This is a genomic window from Roseinatronobacter ekhonensis, assembly GCF_900499075.1.
GTDB lineage: Bacteria > Pseudomonadota > Alphaproteobacteria > Rhodobacterales > Rhodobacteraceae > Roseinatronobacter > Roseinatronobacter ekhonensis.
In genome coordinates this window covers 38,500-54,466 of the sequence record NZ_UIHC01000009.1, presented here as the reverse complement: position 1 = coordinate 54,466, position 15,967 = coordinate 38,500, and the positions used below count along the sequence as shown (strand labels likewise).

At 63.3% G+C, this 15,967-nt stretch carries 19 protein-coding genes and 2 tRNA genes; 5 read left to right on the top strand and 16 right to left on the bottom strand.

Annotation, left to right across the window (positions count from 1 at the left end):
- Positions 1-99: 99 nt before the first annotated feature.
- Complete coding sequence (locus ROE7235_RS20105) at positions 100-249, top strand: hypothetical protein (RefSeq protein WP_183073354.1); 150 nt, start codon at positions 100-102, stop codon at positions 247-249.
- Here ROE7235_RS20105 and ROE7235_RS06405 read toward each other — a convergent pair.
- The 12 genes from ROE7235_RS06405 to ROE7235_RS06350 all read right to left on the bottom strand — a co-directional run bounded on the left by ROE7235_RS06405 (position 239) and on the right by ROE7235_RS06350 (position 9,532).
- Positions 239-1,048 (bottom strand): division plane positioning ATPase MipZ, encoded by an 810-nt coding sequence (locus ROE7235_RS06405; RefSeq protein WP_121093838.1) that lies wholly within the window; start codon positions 1,046-1,048, stop codon positions 239-241. The genes ROE7235_RS20105 and ROE7235_RS06405 overlap by 11 nt on opposite strands.
- Before the next feature lie 127 nt (positions 1,049-1,175).
- Entirely contained in the window at positions 1,176-1,397 is a 222-nt protein-coding gene (rpmE, locus tag ROE7235_RS06400) for a 50S ribosomal protein L31 (RefSeq protein ID WP_121093837.1), read from the bottom strand.
- Between the two features lie 11 nt (positions 1,398-1,408).
- On the bottom strand, positions 1,409-1,789 hold the full coding sequence (gene rplS / locus ROE7235_RS06395) for a 50S ribosomal protein L19 (protein ID WP_121093894.1): 381 nt from the start codon (positions 1,787-1,789) through the stop codon (positions 1,409-1,411).
- 229 nt (positions 1,790-2,018) lie between these two features.
- Positions 2,019-2,450 (bottom strand): cupin domain-containing protein, encoded by a 432-nt coding sequence (locus ROE7235_RS06390; protein ID WP_121093836.1) that lies wholly within the window; start codon positions 2,448-2,450, stop codon positions 2,019-2,021.
- A gap of 9 nt (positions 2,451-2,459) precedes the next feature.
- The gene (locus ROE7235_RS06385; protein WP_121093835.1) at positions 2,460-3,248 is read right to left on the bottom strand and encodes a sulfite exporter TauE/SafE family protein; all 789 of its coding nucleotides are present in this window, start codon (positions 3,246-3,248) and stop codon (positions 2,460-2,462) included.
- Positions 3,248-4,696, bottom strand: coding sequence for an IMP dehydrogenase (gene guaB / locus ROE7235_RS06380; RefSeq protein WP_121093834.1), 1,449 nt, complete (start codon positions 4,694-4,696; stop codon positions 3,248-3,250). Before guaB ends, ROE7235_RS06385 begins: the two co-directional genes overlap by 1 nt.
- 44 nt (positions 4,697-4,740) lie before the next feature.
- A complete protein-coding gene (locus ROE7235_RS06375; RefSeq protein ID WP_183073352.1) occupies positions 4,741-5,757 on the bottom strand; it encodes a TDT family transporter in 1,017 nt (338 codons plus the stop codon).
- Positions 5,754-6,416 carry a phosphoglycolate phosphatase gene (gene gph, locus ROE7235_RS06370; RefSeq protein ID WP_121093833.1) on the bottom strand — a complete coding sequence of 221 codons (663 nt, stop codon included), beginning with the start codon at positions 6,414-6,416 and terminating at the stop codon, positions 5,754-5,756. Before gph ends, ROE7235_RS06375 begins: the two co-directional genes overlap by 4 nt.
- Positions 6,413-7,111: a ribulose-phosphate 3-epimerase gene (gene rpe / locus ROE7235_RS06365; protein ID WP_121093832.1), complete on the bottom strand. Its 699-nt coding sequence runs from the start codon at positions 7,109-7,111 to the stop codon at positions 6,413-6,415. The genes gph and rpe overlap by 4 nt, the downstream gene beginning before the upstream one ends.
- Positions 7,112-7,256: 145 nt before the next feature.
- A complete protein-coding gene (gene lipA, locus ROE7235_RS06360) occupies positions 7,257-8,204 on the bottom strand; it encodes a lipoyl synthase (protein ID WP_121093831.1) in 948 nt (315 codons plus the stop codon).
- 88 nt (positions 8,205-8,292) lie between these two features.
- Entirely contained in the window at positions 8,293-9,228 is a 936-nt protein-coding gene (locus ROE7235_RS06355; protein WP_121093830.1) for a hydrogen peroxide-inducible genes activator, read from the bottom strand.
- A gap of 46 nt (positions 9,229-9,274) precedes the next feature.
- Positions 9,275-9,532, bottom strand: coding sequence for a BolA family protein (locus tag ROE7235_RS06350; RefSeq protein ID WP_121093829.1), 258 nt, complete (start codon positions 9,530-9,532; stop codon positions 9,275-9,277).
- Between the two features lie 119 nt (positions 9,533-9,651).
- On the opposite strand from ROE7235_RS06350, the gene ROE7235_RS06345 reads away from it, so the two are divergent.
- On the top strand, positions 9,652-10,287 hold the full coding sequence (locus ROE7235_RS06345) for a J domain-containing protein (RefSeq protein ID WP_121093828.1): 636 nt from the start codon (positions 9,652-9,654) through the stop codon (positions 10,285-10,287).
- A gap of 318 nt (positions 10,288-10,605) precedes the next feature.
- Positions 10,606-10,680: transfer RNA gene (locus ROE7235_RS06340), tRNA-Gly, on the top strand.
- A 191-nt stretch (positions 10,681-10,871) separates the two neighbouring features.
- Here the strand turns inward: ROE7235_RS06340 and ROE7235_RS06335 are convergent.
- The 4 genes from ROE7235_RS06335 to meaB all read right to left on the bottom strand — a co-directional run bounded on the left by ROE7235_RS06335 (position 10,872) and on the right by meaB (position 14,572).
- Entirely contained in the window at positions 10,872-12,947 is a 2,076-nt protein-coding gene (locus tag ROE7235_RS06335) for a DEAD/DEAH box helicase (protein WP_121093827.1), read from the bottom strand.
- Between the two features lie 34 nt (positions 12,948-12,981).
- Positions 12,982-13,058, bottom strand: a tRNA-Arg gene (locus tag ROE7235_RS06330).
- Positions 13,059-13,170: 112 nt separating this feature from the next.
- Positions 13,171-13,458: a 50S ribosomal protein L28 gene (gene rpmB / locus ROE7235_RS06325; RefSeq protein WP_121093893.1), complete on the bottom strand. Its 288-nt coding sequence runs from the start codon at positions 13,456-13,458 to the stop codon at positions 13,171-13,173.
- 91 nt (positions 13,459-13,549) lie between these two features.
- A complete protein-coding gene (meaB, locus tag ROE7235_RS06320) occupies positions 13,550-14,572 on the bottom strand; it encodes a methylmalonyl Co-A mutase-associated GTPase MeaB (protein ID WP_121093826.1) in 1,023 nt (340 codons plus the stop codon).
- A gap of 169 nt (positions 14,573-14,741) precedes the next feature.
- On the opposite strand from meaB, the gene paaG reads away from it, so the two are divergent.
- Both paaG and paaI read left to right on the top strand, forming a co-directional pair.
- Positions 14,742-15,533, top strand: coding sequence for a 2-(1,2-epoxy-1,2-dihydrophenyl)acetyl-CoA isomerase PaaG (paaG, locus tag ROE7235_RS06315; RefSeq protein WP_121093825.1), 792 nt, complete (start codon positions 14,742-14,744; stop codon positions 15,531-15,533).
- Between the two features lie 2 nt (positions 15,534-15,535).
- Positions 15,536-15,967 carry a hydroxyphenylacetyl-CoA thioesterase PaaI gene (gene paaI, locus ROE7235_RS06310; RefSeq protein WP_121093892.1) on the top strand — a complete coding sequence of 144 codons (432 nt, stop codon included), beginning with the start codon at positions 15,536-15,538 and terminating at the stop codon, positions 15,965-15,967.

The following is a 15,967-nucleotide window of genomic DNA, read 5'->3' as shown; positions in this document are numbered from 1 at the left end:
AAAATCACCCGAAAGTAGGCCGCAACTATCCAAACTGTGCCCCATTTCGGCCCTGACGTAGGGTCATGGTTAACGCACCAAAAACAACGAGGCAGCACCATGAAACCAACTCCGCAAACTTCTCGATCCAACCTCGCACTAGATGCGATCCTGTCGATCAAAGGCATGCCGCGTCGTCTAAGCGCGCGCTATGATGCCCTGGAGATGGAACGCGACGAGGCGCTTCCCAAGCGCGGCATCAGACACTGATATCGACACCGGGCAAATCCAGCGCGGCCAACAGGTCGCGCACTTCCTGACGGGCGGCGATATGGGACATTGTCATCGTCTCGCCCCCGGTGTCTTTCAGGTCCAGCAGCGTCAGGCCCTTGGGGAATAGCTCGCGGAAAATCACCCGCTCGCTGAACCCCGGCGCAAGGCGGAACCCGATCCGTTTCGAGAGTTGTTCCAGCGCGGCGCCGACCTTGCGCTTGTTGTGCATGGCGGTGGTGCCCAGCCGATTGCGCAGCACGATCCAGTCTAGCGGGCGCATGCCCGCTTCGGCGCGCGTTTGCCGCGCTTTCCAGACCATTTCCGAATAGATCGACGGGGCCAGCACACGGCCCGTGTCGGGGTCTGTTCGTGCCAGCAGGTCAAAGTCGATGAAACTGTCATTGATCGGCGTGATCAGCGTGTCGGCCACCGAATGGGCAAACTGGCTGTAGCGCGTATGCGAGCCGGGGCAGTCGATTAGCAGGAAATCGACCTCTGCTTGTGCGCGCTCCAGCGCCGCGCTCATGCGGGCGTCGGCCAGCTGCGCGCCTTCGGGCAGGTTGGCCGGATCAATCTCTGGCAGGGCCATGAAGCTCGGGCAGGGCAGGTCATACCCGCCCTTGGAGATGAAATTGCGCCGGTTCTCGATATAGCGGCCAAAGCTGAGCTGGCGCAGGTCAAGGTCCATCGCCGCGACACGCCAGCCCATGCGCGCCAGAGCGACAGAGACATGCATCGACATGGTCGATTTGCCAGAGCCGCCCTTTTCATTCCCAACAGTGATGATGTGCGTCACGTGTGTTCCCCGTGTGTTCGGACGGCATTTCTATGCCGCACCGGCGGCGGGTGCAAGCTGACAGCGCAACGCAAGAGGGCGCAAAGGCAGATGCCCTTGCGCCCGAAACACGTGACGGCGGTGTAGCTTAGAAGCCCAGCCCGGCGTATTTGTTCTTGAACTTCGACACGCGGCCACCGGCATCCATAAGCCGGGTGTTGCCGCCGGTCCATGCCGGATGCACCGAGGGGTCAATGTCGAGCGACAGAGTTTCGCCCTCTGTGCCCCAAGTCGATTTCATTTGCACGACCGTTCCGTCGGTCATCTTGACATTGATCAAGTGGTAATCGGGATGCGTATCAGCTTTCATTGTCGCGCTCCTCAGGCTTTGTCTTTTAGCGGACGATAGTTGGTCTTTTCGGCAATACGCGCCGACTTACCACGACGATCACGCAGGTAATACAGTTTCGCGCGGCGCACGCGGCCACGGCGCACCACTTCGATGCTGTCGATATTGGTGGAATAAAGCGGGAAGATACGTTCCACGCCCTCGCCAAACGAAATTTTGCGCACGGTGAACGAGGCTGCAATGCCGGTGCCATGGCGGCGGCTGATGCACACGCCTTCAAAATTCTGCACGCGCGAGCGGGTGCCTTCGGTCACTTTGTAGCCGACGCGAACAGTGTCGCCGGCCTTGAAATCCGGGATGGTCTTGCCGAGTTCAGCGATTTGCTCGGCCTCTAGCTGTGCGATCAGGTTCATCGCATGTCCTTTCATGTGTCGTGGTTTGCCCACGTCTTGATGATGCTGGCCAGAGCTCTGGTCTTCGACCGGGTCCACCGAAGTGCCCGCCAGAGAATGCCCCAACGTATTTATATCTACCGCAGGCCCGGATTACCCCGACCGAAGCTGAGGGGTTGCACACGCCAAACAGGCCATGACCCGATTCCGGGTATGACAGCGCGGCGTATAGGCGCTTGGGGTCTGCCCGTCAAGCGTCTGACGGTATGTCGAACCCCTTTGGTGCAAGGGTAAAACCGTCAAAGCGGAACGCGGGCGAAACGGTGCAGCCGACCAGCGACCAGCCCCCGGTGCTTTCGGCCGCCTGCCAATGATGCGGCGGCACGATGGCTTGCGGCGCATGACCGTCCGTCACCGCGCCAAGCAGGGTGCGGGTGGCTGGTCCGGCATCGGTTTCGGCCATGTGCAGCGCCAGTGGCGCGCCCGCGTGGAAATGCCAGATCTCTGTTGCATCGACCTTGTGCCAATGGCTGCGCTCGCCCACCGGCAGCAGGAACAGAATGGCTGTGCCAACGGGGCGAGTGCCCTCTTGGGCACTGGCGATCCATGTCTGGCGATACCATCCGCCTTCGGGGTGGGGTTCCAGCCCGAAACGGGCGATCAGATCTTCGGCGGTTGTCATCGGCTCCCCCTATCCGGCCACCAGCGCGGTCATGCCATCCCAGACCAGCTTCCCACCTGCAAGCGTTATCATCCCATACATCAGCGGGTAAAACGCATCTGCGCGCATATGTTTCACGATCTTCGCGCCCAGCAGGGTTGAACCAACGGTCAGCGGCACAAGCACCAACGCGCTTGTCAGCACCGGCGCTGTAAACTGGCCAAGCGCCGTATAAGGCACCAGTTTGATGACGTTGACGACGGAAAAAAACACCACCGTAGTACCGGTATAAACCCGCGGGTCCAGCCGCAAGGGCAGCGCATAGACCTGAAACGGTGGGCCACCGGCATGGGCCACGAAGCTTGTGAACCCGGCAACGCCGCCCCACACCGTGCCCCGTAGGCGGTGCTGGCCCGTTGCGGGCACCCGTCCCGCGCGGCGTGCCAGCGCCATGCGCGCGACAAATCCCAAGGCCACCAAGCCGACCAGCAGTCGGACCATGGCCTCTGGGGTATAGGCGGCGGTCAGGCCCCCGACCCCAATGCCCAATGCTGCGCCGGGCAGCGCGTGCCACAAGGTCGCGCGGTCCAGCCAGCCGCGCCATGTCCACAGGCTGACCGCGTCCATCATCAGCAGCACCGGAAGCAAGAGCGCCGCTGCCTGCACCGGCGACATGACCAGCGACAGGATCGGCACGCCCATCAGCGCGAAGGCCCCGCCAAGCCCGCCCTTGGACAAGCCAACAAGAAAGACCGCGACGATTGCCGCGGCCAGACTTGGAAGGTCATGAAAGAGCGTCAGATCGGCCAAAGCCTGCATCAGCCAACCCGGTAATTCGGGCTTTCGCGGGTGATCTGCACATCATGCACATGGCTTTCCTTCAGCCCTGCATTGGTGATGCGGACGAACTCGCAGCCGCCCCGCATTTCGGCAACAGTGGCGTTGCCGGTATAGCCCATGGCGGCACGCAAGCCGCCGACCATCTGGTGCAGAACCGTGCCGACGGCGCCTTTGTAGGGCACCTGGCCCTCTATCCCCTCGGGCACCAGTTTGTCGCTGGCTGCGTCTTTCTGGAAGTAGCGGTCGGCGGAGCCGCGCGCCATGGCCCCCAAGCTGCCCATCCCGCGATAGGATTTGAAGCTTCGGCCCTGATAGAGGATCACCTCGCCCGGCGCTTCATCGGTTCCTGCGATCGCAGAGCCGACCATTGCGCAGCTCGCACCCGCCGCGATCGCCTTGGCGAAATCGCCCGACATCTTGATGCCGCCATCGGCGATGACGGGCACATCCCCCGCCGCTTCGGCGCAATCCATGATCGCGGTCAATTGCGGCATGCCGACACCCGCAACGACTCGTGTGGTGCAGATGGACCCCGGCCCGATCCCGACCTTGACCGCATCGGCGCCCGCGTCGATTAACGCGCGCGTGGCGGCGGCGGTCGCCACATTGCCCGCAACGACCTGTGCGTTCGGGGCCTCTGCCTTGATCCGCGCAACCGCTGTGGCCACCCCTTCGGAATGCCCATGCGCGGTGTCGATCACGACCAGATCCACGCCCGCGTCGATCAGCGCCATCGACCGCTCGTAGCCCGCATCACCTACGGTGCTTGCGGCGGCCACGCGCAGGCGGCCCAGATCATCTTTGCAGGCAGACGGGTTCAGCACCGCGCGGTCAATGTCGCGCAGCGTCAGCAGGCCGGTCAGACGCCCTTCGGCATCGGTAACAAGCAGCTTTTCAATGCGGCGCGCCTGCATCAGGCTGCGCGCTTCCTCGCGGTCGGCGGGTTCACGCAGGATGGCCAGATTGTCGGCACTCATCATCGCCTTCACCGGGGTCGCATCGTCGCTGGCAAAGCGCATGTCGCGATTGGTCACTATACCCAGCACGCGACCCTGTTCATCAACAACCGGAAAACCGGTCACGTTGTAGCGCGCTTGCAGCGCCTTGGCGTCCCGCAGGGTTTGCTCGGGCGTCAGCGTGATCGGGTTGTAGACAATCCCCGATTCGAAACGCTTCACGCGGCGCACGGCTTCTGCCTGCTCTTCCACGGTCAGGTTGCGGTGTATCACACCCATACCGCCCGCTTGTGCCATGGCAATCGCCATTGGCCCTTCGGTCACGGTATCCATGGCAGAGGACAGAAGCGGAATATTCAGACGGATGCTCTGCGTGACCATGGTGGCGGTATCCGCCGTGGTCGGCATCACCTTGGAGGCGGCGGGCACCAGAAGCACGTCGTCGAATGTATATGCCTCGCGAATCTTCATCACCACTCTCCTGATATTGGTGTCACGCTTGGCACCGCTCCTTTTCATGCCTTGGGCGAAAATAAAAGCCCTAAGCCTCTGCAGCGTTGGTCTTTGCCGCCAGTTTTCCGCCCGGCCACAGCTTGAAAATGCGCAGTGCAATAGCGGGCACGATCAGGGTGGCGGCAACCAGCACCGCGCCGCCCGCGATGCCCAGCACCCCTTGCCCCTGCGACAAGGTCACAAGTGCTGCGGCGAACGCGGCCAGCGGAAAGGTGAACGCCCCCCAAAGCGGAGAGAACCCCGCAACCATAAGCCATCTGGCCGCGACCAGCAGGGCCACAAGGATCGCGGCCGCCAACGCGCTGAACGCATAGGCCGGTGCGGGTCAGCCCCGCGCCTGCGGCGACAATCGTGAACAGGCTGGCCGGGGCCAAATGGATCGCCAGCAACGGGCGCAGCGGTGCCGGGGGCACACGGGTCAGCAACTGCCGCGCGCTGAACCCCCAGATCAGGCCAGCGGGCACCAACATGGACCATAGCAGCCAGCGTGCGATTTCTGGATGCCCGAGCGCATTCGCGGCCACGCCACCGATGATAAAGCCCACAAAGCTCAGGTGAAAAACAGGCGTGACCACGCGCCCCTCTTCGGGCCCGCCTATCAGGGTCATGACAATAGCCACCACCAGCGCAACATGTATGCCAAAGGCCAGCAAAGCCAGCCCCGTTGCCAGACCGCTGGCATAGGGCGCAACAACGGCTGCAAACAGCATCACGCACAAGCTGGCCGCCGACAGCCCGGCCCGGCCCGGCAACACGCGCAGGTCTTCCATAAAGGCGGCGGGGCGGCGCAAAGGCTTGGCCAGATAAGCGGCCAGCGTGAACAGAAACAGCACAGAGGTCGCGCCAAGAATCAGGTCGGCAATCGCGGGCGCGATGCCAAACGCCTCTGACGCCGCGCGCCAGCCCAGCCCCACGCCGAACAGGCCCATGATCGGCGGAAACAGCGCGGGCGGTGTCCGCCGCCCGAAACCGGGTTTCGGCATCTCCAAGGGCGGGGGCATCGGTCGGCGTGTGCTCATGCGGCAGGGTCTTTCAGATGGGTGGGCAGGTGGCGGTAATCATCAAAGCGGAACTGATGGTACATGTCTTCGGGCGCAGTATGCCTATAGCCCTCGGTGAACAGCCCGAAGCGCGCGCCTGCGCGTTCGGCAGTCGCTGCATCCGTTTCGCTGTCGCCGATATAGGTGATCTGCGGCAGCGTCAGGCCAAGCCCTTCTATGACCGCCATCAATGGCGCCGGGTCGGGCTTGGCCACGGGCAGGCTGTCGCCGCCGATGACCACCGAAAACAGACGCTCCCACCCCAAATGCGCCAGAACCGCCCGTGTCGGCCCCATCGGCTTGTTGGTGCACAGGCCAAGCGCATAGCCGTCACTGCGTAGCCCCTCCAAAACCTCCACCACGCCGGGGTAAATCCGGGTGTTCTCATGCGCGCGCTCGTAGAAATGCAGGAACCGCGTGTGCAGATGGTCGGTCAGCGTCGGGGTGTTGCGCCCCGTCACCGCCCGCTCCATCCGCTCCACAAAGATCCTCGCGCCACGGCCAACGAAGCTGCGCGATTGCTCGAATGTCACAAGCGGCAGATCCTCGCCGCTCAGCACGGCGTTCGCGGCGGCGTGAATGTCGGGTGCGCTGTCGATCAGCGTGCCGTCCAGATCGAAGATGATCGCGCGATTCATACTACGGTCCCTGTCGCAGCCTCTGCGGCGGTGCGAATGGCGCGGATATTGGTGCCATATGGCGTCGGGTCCACGACCGACCCGCCCTTGAATACGGCGGACCCTGCGACCAGCACATCCGCGCCCGCGCGCGCCATCAGCGGCGCGGTGTCCGGCGTCATGCCGCCGTCAATCTCGATATGGATGGGGCGTGGCCCGATCAGCGCGCGCAAACGACGCACTTTGTCGGACATGTCGATAAACGCCTGCCCGCCGAAACCGGGGTTCACCGTCATCACGCAGACCAGATCCAGCAGGTCCAGCAGGTTTTCCACGCCGTCAAGGCCGGTACCGGGGTTCAGCGCCAGCCCGGCCTTGGCACCGGTCGCGCGGATGGCCTGTAGCGTGCGGTGAACATGCGGCCCCGCTTCCATATGCGCGGTGATGATATCCGCGCCCGCCTTGGCGAAACCTTCGATATACGGGTCCACTGGCGCGATCATCAGATGCACATCCATGACGCCGCGAACATGCGGGCGGATCGCGGCACAGGTGGCAGGGCCGAAGGTAATGTTGGTCACGAAATGCCCGTCCATCACATCGACATGAATCCAGTCCGCCCCCTGATCTTCGACCGCGCGGCATTCCGCCCCGAAATTGGCGAAATCGGCGGCCAGTATGGACGGGGCAATCTTGATGGCGCGGGAAAAGCTCATTGTGGCAGGCCTTGGGTTCGAGTCGCGGTTACCCGATCCTCATACTGCCACGCTCTGGCAAATGCACCCCCGCTGCCGGTTTCATCTTGCGACAAATACTCCCGCCGGAGGCATCCGCCGCGCCACCACAGGCGACCGCGCTGGATTATACCGCGAATTTCGCCAGACGCGCAGCCCGCAACCGTGCGAAATCGTCGCCCGCGTGGTAGCTGGACCGCGTCAGCGGCGTGGCCGACACCATCAGAAAGCCTTTGCCAAGCGCCGCTTTCTTGTAGCTCTTGAACTCGTCGGGGGTCACAAAGCGGTCCACACGGTGGTGGCGCGATGTGGGTTGCAGGTATTGCCCGATGGTCATGAAATCCACATCGGCGCTGCGCATATCGTCCATCACCTGCAACACGCCTTGGCGTTCCTCACCCAAGCCGACCATGATGCCCGATTTGGTGAACATCGTCGGGTCCAGTTCCTTGACCCGCTGCAACAGGCGCAGGCTGTGGAAATAGCGCGCGCCGGGGCGCACGGTCGGGTATAGGCCGGGGACGGTTTCCAGATTGTGGTTGAACACATCGGGCCGCGCCTCGACCACGGTTTCCAGCGCTTCGGGCGCGCATTTCAGAAAATCGGGGGTCAGGATTTCGATGGTCGTGTCGGGGCTGCGGTGACGCACGGCGCGGATGGTCTGGGCGAAATGCTCGGCCCCGCCATCGTCCAGGTCGTCGCGGTCCACCGACGTGATAACCACATGGTTCAGTCCCAGTTTTTCGACCGCATGGGCCACGCGCCCCGGCTCAAACGCGTCCAGCGTGTCGGGGCGGCCCGTGGCGACGTTGCAGAACGTGCAGCCGCGCGTGCAGATCTCGCCCATGATCATCATGGTTGCGTGGCCTTGCGACCAACATTCGCCGACATTGGGGCAGCCCGCTTCTTCGCAGACCGTGGTTAGCTTGTGCTCGCGCATGATCTTGTGGGTTTCGGCATAGGCCGCGCCGCCGGGGGCCTTGACCCTGATCCAGTCGGGCTTTTTCGGCTGCGCCTGTTCGGGGCGATGGGCCTTTTCCGGGTGGCGTTGGTCGGGCAGTTTCAGATCGCGCACGGATGGTCCTCCTCAGAACTGTCACATGACATAACCCGATCGCGTGCCGAAAACAACGCAGGGCTGGCATGTCTGCCATGCATCGCGGTCATGCCGGAGGTGCGATTTTCGCAGCTTGGGCCACCAGCAGGGCCGCGGCCTGTTCAATATGTCCGGCCAGTTCGGAGCACCAGCCAGCCTGCGCGGTGCCCGCGCGTCGCACCAGCGTGATCTGTCGGGCCGGTTCAGGCGCGTCGAACCGTCGCAACGCCAGCGACGGGGAGCCGCGCGTTTCCGTGGCCAGCGCGATTTCCGGCAAGAATGTCAGCCCGAAACCCTGCGCGACCAGCCCGCACAGCGTGGATAGCGACGACGCGCCCAAATCCAGCCGTGTCTGGCGCCGGTCGAGCGCGCAGACCTCCAGCGCCTGATCTGCCAGGCAATGCCCCTCATCCAGCAGCAAAAGTTGGTCGGGCGGCAGGCCGACCGGGCGCAAGGCCTCTGGGCTGGTGCTAAGTGCGTTCAGTCGAGAGCGGCTGCCCGCCAGCACGAAATGATCGGTAAAGAGCGGCTGCGCAATCAGGTCTGGCGCGGGCGCTGGGTCTGCGATGATTACAGCGTCCAGACGCCCTTCGCGCAATCCGTCCAGCAGATCGGCGGTTTGCGCTTCACGCAAGCGCAGGTCACGGGTGATGTCGGCCGCGCGCAGTGCTGCCAGCGTGCCGGGCAACAAATAGGGTGCGACGGTCGGGATCATCCCGATATTCAATTCGCCCAAGCCGCGCGCATTGCGGGCGTCGGCCTCTAGCTCCATCGCCTCTGCCAGAATACGGTTCGCGCGGTCCAGCACGCTGCGCCCTTCGCGTGTTAGCCGCAGGTCACGCGGGCTGCGTTCCACCAAGGTGGTGCCAAGTATGGCTTCCAGCTCTTTGATCTGCATGGACAGGGCGGGCTGGCTGACATTGACCATTGCGGCAGCCCGCCCGAAACTGCGTGTTTCGGCCAAGGCGCGAAAATAAGAGAGTTGGCGGAGCGTTATCTTCATCAGAAATGTTTATGCATTACCGACAAACCTAACGCAAACGCTTATGCTATCCATCAATGTCCAGGGCAAGGGCATGAATCCGCCCGACCAGATCGGCACCCAGCGCCCCGTGCACCGCGCGATGGCGCGCCAACCGGCCCATGTCACCCAAGGCCGCCGCGCGGATGCGGACGTTGAAATGGGTCTCGCCACCCTCTCGCCAGCCGCCATGACCGCGGTGGCTTTCGCTGTCATCCTCGACCGTCAGTTCGCGCGGGGCGAAGGCGGCATGAAGCTTTTGTTCTATTTCATCACGAATCAGCATTGTGTGCGCCGTTCCTCTTCAATCCTGCTTGAAAGATAACTAGTATCGCCGCTCCGAGTCGAAAAGCCCCGGTCGGGGCCTAGATTATCTGACACTTAACGCGCAAAGCCGAGCAAGTCATGGACCGCAAAGCCCCTTTCGATTTTGATATCAGAGCTTCGAGCGACAAGAAAAAGCGTGCCCGTGGGCGGCGCGGTATGTCCGGGGCCTGGGAAACCTCTGTCCGGCAGTGTGAACATCCCGGTTGCACCGAGGATGGAAAGTACCGTTGCCCCAAGTCACCCGACCTGCTGAACGAATACCTTTGGTTCTGCAAGGATCATGCCCGCGAATACAACCTGAAATGGAACTATTTCGAAGGGCAGACCGAGGCAGAGATGATGGACGCGATGGAGCGTGACCGCGTCTGGGGGAAAGCCACACAACCGCTTGGGTCCAAGGACGAGCGGTTGGCATGGCAGCGTCTGGGTATCGAAGACCCGCACCAAGTGCTGGGCGACAATGCCACACGCAATCCCGGCAAGAACAGTCCCGGCGGCGGCACCCGCAAATTGCCTGCACCAGAGCGCAAGGCGCTGGAAATTCTGGATGCGCGCGACAGCTGGAGCCGGACAGAGATTCGCAAGCAATACAAAAGCCTTGTCAAAGACTTGCATCCCGACCGCAATTCGGGCGCCCGCCACGATGAAGACCGGTTGCAAGAGGTCGTCTGGGCTTGGGATCAGATCAAGGACAGTCGCTATTTCCGCGACTAGGCGGGTCGGGTCTGTGGGGCGGTTGCCAAGGCTCGATCCGCTTGTGGCGCGCAAGAGCCTGTAAGGCTGGATCAGTCCGCTCCACCCCGTTCAAATCGCAGCGCAGACAGGCGGAAGCCTGTTCTTGCAGTGCGCGTATCCTGCGAACCGTGCCCGTTTCAGTCATGCCCACCCCCTTCGACAGCCTTTGAACTCTCCTGCCAGCCACGGGTTTTCAGAGCGTGTAGCGCAGCGAAAAAATGTCACGAAAACTGCAAACTCTGCGCGTTTCCCCCTTGCAGCCCCGCGCGCAATTCTCTAAATCGCACCACATAGAGAGCGGGCGTAGCTCAGGGGTAGAGCATAACCTTGCCAAGGTTAGGGTCGGGCGTTCGAATCGCCTCGCCCGCTCCAATTTCCGCCAAAGAGTGATCATTACCCCACCGGGTCACTCGTTTATCTGGCGGCAATTCAAACCGGAAAACGATGTAAATGGCGGCCTTTGGTCGCCTTTTTACATTGGATCAGCGTGGTCTTGAACAACCGTTCAACTGGCAACCCGCCAAAAAAGAAGCCGCCGAAATGGCAGCCTCTGGTCGTGTATCTCAGCCTTTGGGCTTGTGGCCCGGCTTTGCGCTTGGCTTCGCGCGGGGTTTGCGGGGCGCTGCCGCCCCGCCCTTGCCCGGTGCGACAAACCGCTTCGACGTGTCGCGCGCGTCCGATGCGTTGGCTTTCGGTTTGCCCGAGGGCTTTGCAAAAGACGTGCTTTCGGGTTTGCCCTTGTATCCCTTGGATTTGGGCGCGTCATCGCGTGATTTGCGGGGCGCCGCGCGCTCATACTTGGCGGGTGCGTCGGCCCGCTTGGGGCGGTCGTCGCGCGCGGCAGGGGCGGGCCGTTTTTCATATGGCTTTACAGCGCCGTTATCGCGCGGCTTGGGCTTGTCGCCATAGGGGCGGTCGGCCTTGTGCTTGTCCCATTTCGGCTTCGCGCCGGATGGCTTGTCCGACCGCTCATCCCGTGGTCGGGGTGCGGGCCGTTCGGGGCGTGCCTGCCCGGCCGGGCGCTCTGGCCGGTCCGGTCGGGCAGGTCGCGGGCCTGATTGCAGGTCGGGCGCGCTGTCCATCAGCCGTGCGGTGACGCCGTCCTCCAGCGTTCCACCATCGCCCAGACCGGCGATGAAGCTTTCCAAACTCGGCGCGGCGATCTCGACATAGGTTTCCGAATCCTGAACACGGATTGCGCCAATGGCGTCCTTGTCCAGCCCCCCGGTGCGGCACAGAAGCGGCAACAGCCAACGCGCCTCTGCCCGCTCTGCGCGGCCCACCGACAGCGCAACCCAACGGCTGGGACCAAAGGGCGCTTTTTCGCGGCGCATGGGCTTGGTGTCGGCCGGCAGCAGGTCTTCGGGTGCAGCGTGGCGCGACTGCGACAGCCGCAGATAGGCCGCCGCGATCTGTGCGGGTGTGTAGCGGGCCAGCAGTTTCTCGGCGAAAGCGGCCTCGATCTCGGTGGCATCCTCGGACCAGACGGGATCTGATAGCAGCCGCTCCTCGTCACGCGCCAAAATATCCTCGACCGAAGGGGCCTCTACCCATTCGGCACTGATCTTGGCCCATTTCAGAATGCGTTCTGCGCGCGCGCGGCCCTTGGGCGGCACGATAAGCGCCGAAATGCCCTTGCGACCTGCGCGCCCGGTCCGGCCAGAGCGGTGCAGCAGGCTTTCGGTATTGGTCGGCAATTCGGCATGGATGACCAGGTTCAGCTTGGGCAGATCGATGCCACGCGCCGCGACATCGGTGGCCACGCAGACCCGCGCGCGCCCATCGCGCATGGCTTGCAGCGCGTGGGTGCGTTCGGTCTGGCTTAGCTCGCCCGACAGGCTGACCACCTGCAAGCCGCGATTGGCCAGTCGCGCAGTCAGATGGCTGACCATGGCGCGCGTGTTGGCAAAGACCAACGCGCTTTCGTCATGGTGAAAGCGCAGCAGGTTGAAGATGGCGTTGTCCACGTCCGACTGCGCCACGCGCACGGCCTGATATTCAATATCGCTGTGTTGCTTGGTGCCGCCCAGCGTGCTGATGCGCTGCGCGTCGCGCTGGTATTGCTGCGCAAGTTTCGCAATGGTCGGCGGGACCGTGGCCGAGAATAGCAGCGTGCGGCGCGTTTCCGGCGCTTCACCCAGCATGAATTCCAGATCCTCGCGGAAGCCCATGTCCAGCATCTCGTCGGCCTCGTCCAGCACCACGGCACGCAATTCGCCGAGGTCCAGTGCGTTGCGCTCAATATGATCGCGCAACCGGCCCGGAGTGCCGACGACAATATGCGCGCCCCGCTCCAGCGCGCGGCGCTCGGTGCGCATGTCCATGCCGCCGACGCAGGATGTGACAACCGCGCCCGTGCGGGAATAAAGCCATGTCAATTCGCGCATGACCTGGCTAGCCAATTCACGCGTCGGGGCAATGATCAGGGCCAGAGGGGCCGCGGCGGGGCCGAATTGGCCCGTATCGTCCAGCAGCGTGGGGGCAATGGCGAGCCCGAATCCCACGGTTTTGCCCGACCCGGTCTGCGCCGACACAAGCAGATCTTGCCCCGCCAGCTCGGGCGCGCTGACCTCCTGTTGCACAGGGGTAAGCGTATCATAGCCACGCTCTGCAAGCGCCTCGGAGATCGGGGTTAACATGGTCGGGCTGTTCCTTGGGGGCAAATGGGGCAGGTGGCGATCCCGGAAGGACTTGAACCCTCAACCTGCCGATTAGAAGTCGGCTGCTCTATCCAGTTGAGCTACGGGACCCGCGACGCCCTTTAACGGCGGATCGCGTCAGATTGCAACGGGGCAAGCAACCCTTTGCAACGCAAAAGCCCCGGTCGGGCCGGGGGCAATCGGTCGTGTCACGCCTTGGCGCTTAGGCAGCGGTTGCTGCTTTTACCAGATCGCGCTTGATTTTCAGCGCGCTGGACGACAGTTCTTCGTCCTTTGCGCGGGCCAGATAGGCATCCAGACCGCCACGGTGATCGACCGAGCGCAGCGCGGCAGAGGACACGCGCAGCTTGAAACTACGGCCCAGAGCCTCGGACTGCAAAGACACGTCTTGCAGGTTCGGCAAGAAGCGTCGCTTCGTCTTGTTGTTGGCGTGGCTTACATTGTTGCCCGTGATCGGGCCTTTTCCGGTCAGTTCGCAACGGCGCGACATGGGTTTTTCCTCGTTGTCTCGGGCTGGCCAGCGGGCCTGCACAAATAAAACCGGCCCCGCGAAGCGAGGGCCTGAAACTCGATGGCTGCTCTTAGGCGCTATCCTGTGGCGCGTCAAGCGATTCCGGTGTGTCTGCGATCTCTGGCCAGATTGCGGCCAGCATGGTTTGCGCCGCGCGCGCAGGTGCGATCTGTCCCGCTTCAACCTGTGCGCCCAGATTGGCACCCATCTGGCGCGCTTCGGGCGTTTGCAGGCGGGCCAGCACGGTTTCGCGCAGCTCTTCCTCGAACCAGCGGCGGGCCTGTTCGGCGCGGCGGCGGTCCCAGTGCCCATGCGCGCGCCGCCAGTCCACCAGCGCCATAATTTCGTCCCACACGCCCGGCAGCCCGTTGTTTTCCAGCGCGGAAACCGTCATCGCCTTTGGAAAGCCTTCCGGGTCTTCGGGCCTTTTGCGCAGCAGGCGCAAGGCGCCCGAATAATCGGCACAGGTGCGGGTGGCCGTCGCTTTCAGATCGCCATCGGCCTTGTTGACCACGATCATGTCGGCAGCTTCCATGATCCCGCGTTTCACGCCCTGCAATTCATCGCCGCCTGCCGGGGCCAGCAGCAGCAAAAACACGTCCGACAGGTCCGCAACCACGGTTTCCGACTGGCCAACTCCCACGGTTTCCACCAGCACCACGTCAAAGCCTGCCGCTTCGCACAGCGCCACTGCGTCGCGCGTGCGGCGCGCCACGCCGCCCAGATGCGACTGGCTGGGGCTGGGGCGGATGAACGCCTCGGGTGCGCGCGACAGGTGGTCCATGCGGGTTTTGTCACCAAGGATCGACCCGCCGGTGCGTTTGCTGGACGGGTCCACCGCCAACACCGCCACGCGCAAGCCCTGATCTATCAGCATCAGCCCGAACGACTCGATGAAAGTGGATTTGCCGACGCCCGGTGTGCCCGACAACCCGATGCGGATGGCCTGCCGCCCGCTCTGGCCCAACGCCTCCAGCAGTTCGGTGGCCTGCGCGCGATGATCCGCCCGCCCGCTTTCGGCCAGCGTGATCGCTCGCGCCAGCGCGCGTCGTTCGCCGCGCAAGACAGCCTTCGCCAGTGTTGAAATCTCCATCCTGCATCCCTTTCGCGGCGTGCTGGAATGTTGTGCCTTGGCGTCGCCCCAAATGTCCAGAGCGTGCCGTCAACAGGCTGGTGCGTGGTCGATGTGCTCCTCCATAAACAGAATTGACCGATCGGTCAGCCTATGCAAATCTCACATATCTCTGGGAGGAGAGTGGCCCATGACTGACGAGTTGGTGCTGCACCGGTTGGATGCCGGTGTGTTGGAGCTGGTTCTGAACCGGCCCGACAAGCTGAACGCCTTCACACCCTATATGCATATGGCGTTGCGTGCGCAGATCGATCGCGCGTCGCAGGATTCTGCTGTCCGCGCCGTGCTGCTAACCGGGGCCGGGCGCGCGTTTTGCGCAGGGCAGGACCTGGGCGACCGCGACCCGCGCAAGGGCGGGCCAAGGCCTGATCTGGGCGCGACCATCGGCACCTATTACAACCCGCTGATCCGTGCGCTCCGCGCACTGCCCAAGCCGGTCGTTGCGGCTGTCAACGGCGTTGCGGCTGGGGCAGGGGCGAATATCGCGCTGGCCTGCGACATTGTTCTGGCGTCGGACAAAGCGCGCTTTGTCCAGTCCTTTGCAAAGCTGGGGTTGGTGCCCGATGCGGGCGGCTCTTGGTCCTTGCCACGCTTGCTGGGCGAGGCGCGCGCGAAGGCGTTGGCGCTGACGGGGGAACCGCTTTCCGCCACACAGGCCGCCGAGTGGGGGATGATCTGGCGCGCGGTGCCGGATGCTGACCTGATGGCAGAAGCCCGCGCGCTGGCGTTGAAACTGGCCGAGGGGCCGACCTATGGCTTTGGCCTGACCAAGCAGGCCATGCAGGCCGCCGCTACAAACAGTCTTGATGCGCAGCTTGACCTTGAACAGGACTACCAGCGCCGCGCGGGCGCGTCGGATGACTATGCCGAAGGCGTCACCGCTTTTCTTGAAAAACGCGAAGCAAGGTTCATGGGCCAATGAGTATGACCCCGCAAGAGATGGCCGAGGCCTGCGCGCGCGCCATGTGGAATGATGACAGCGCCAGCCAGCGGTTGGGCATGGTGCTGGACGCCGTTGGCCCGGGCACCGCGACCCTGTCGATGACCATCACTGGCGACATGACCAATGGCCACGGCATGTGCCATGGCGGCTATATCTTCACGCTGGCCGATAGCGCTTTTGCCTTTGCCTGCAACAGCTACAATCAGCGCGTTGTGGCGCAGCATTGCGCGGTCAGTTTCCTGAACCCCGTTTCGCGCGGCACAAAGCTGACCGCCACGGCGCAAGAGATTAGCCGTCGTGGCCGATCCGGCATTTACGATGTGCGCGTGACCGATGCGGACGGCACCATCGTTGCAGAGTTTCGCGGCCATAGCCGCAGCATCAAAGGCACTCATCTGGGCGAGGAGGCTTAG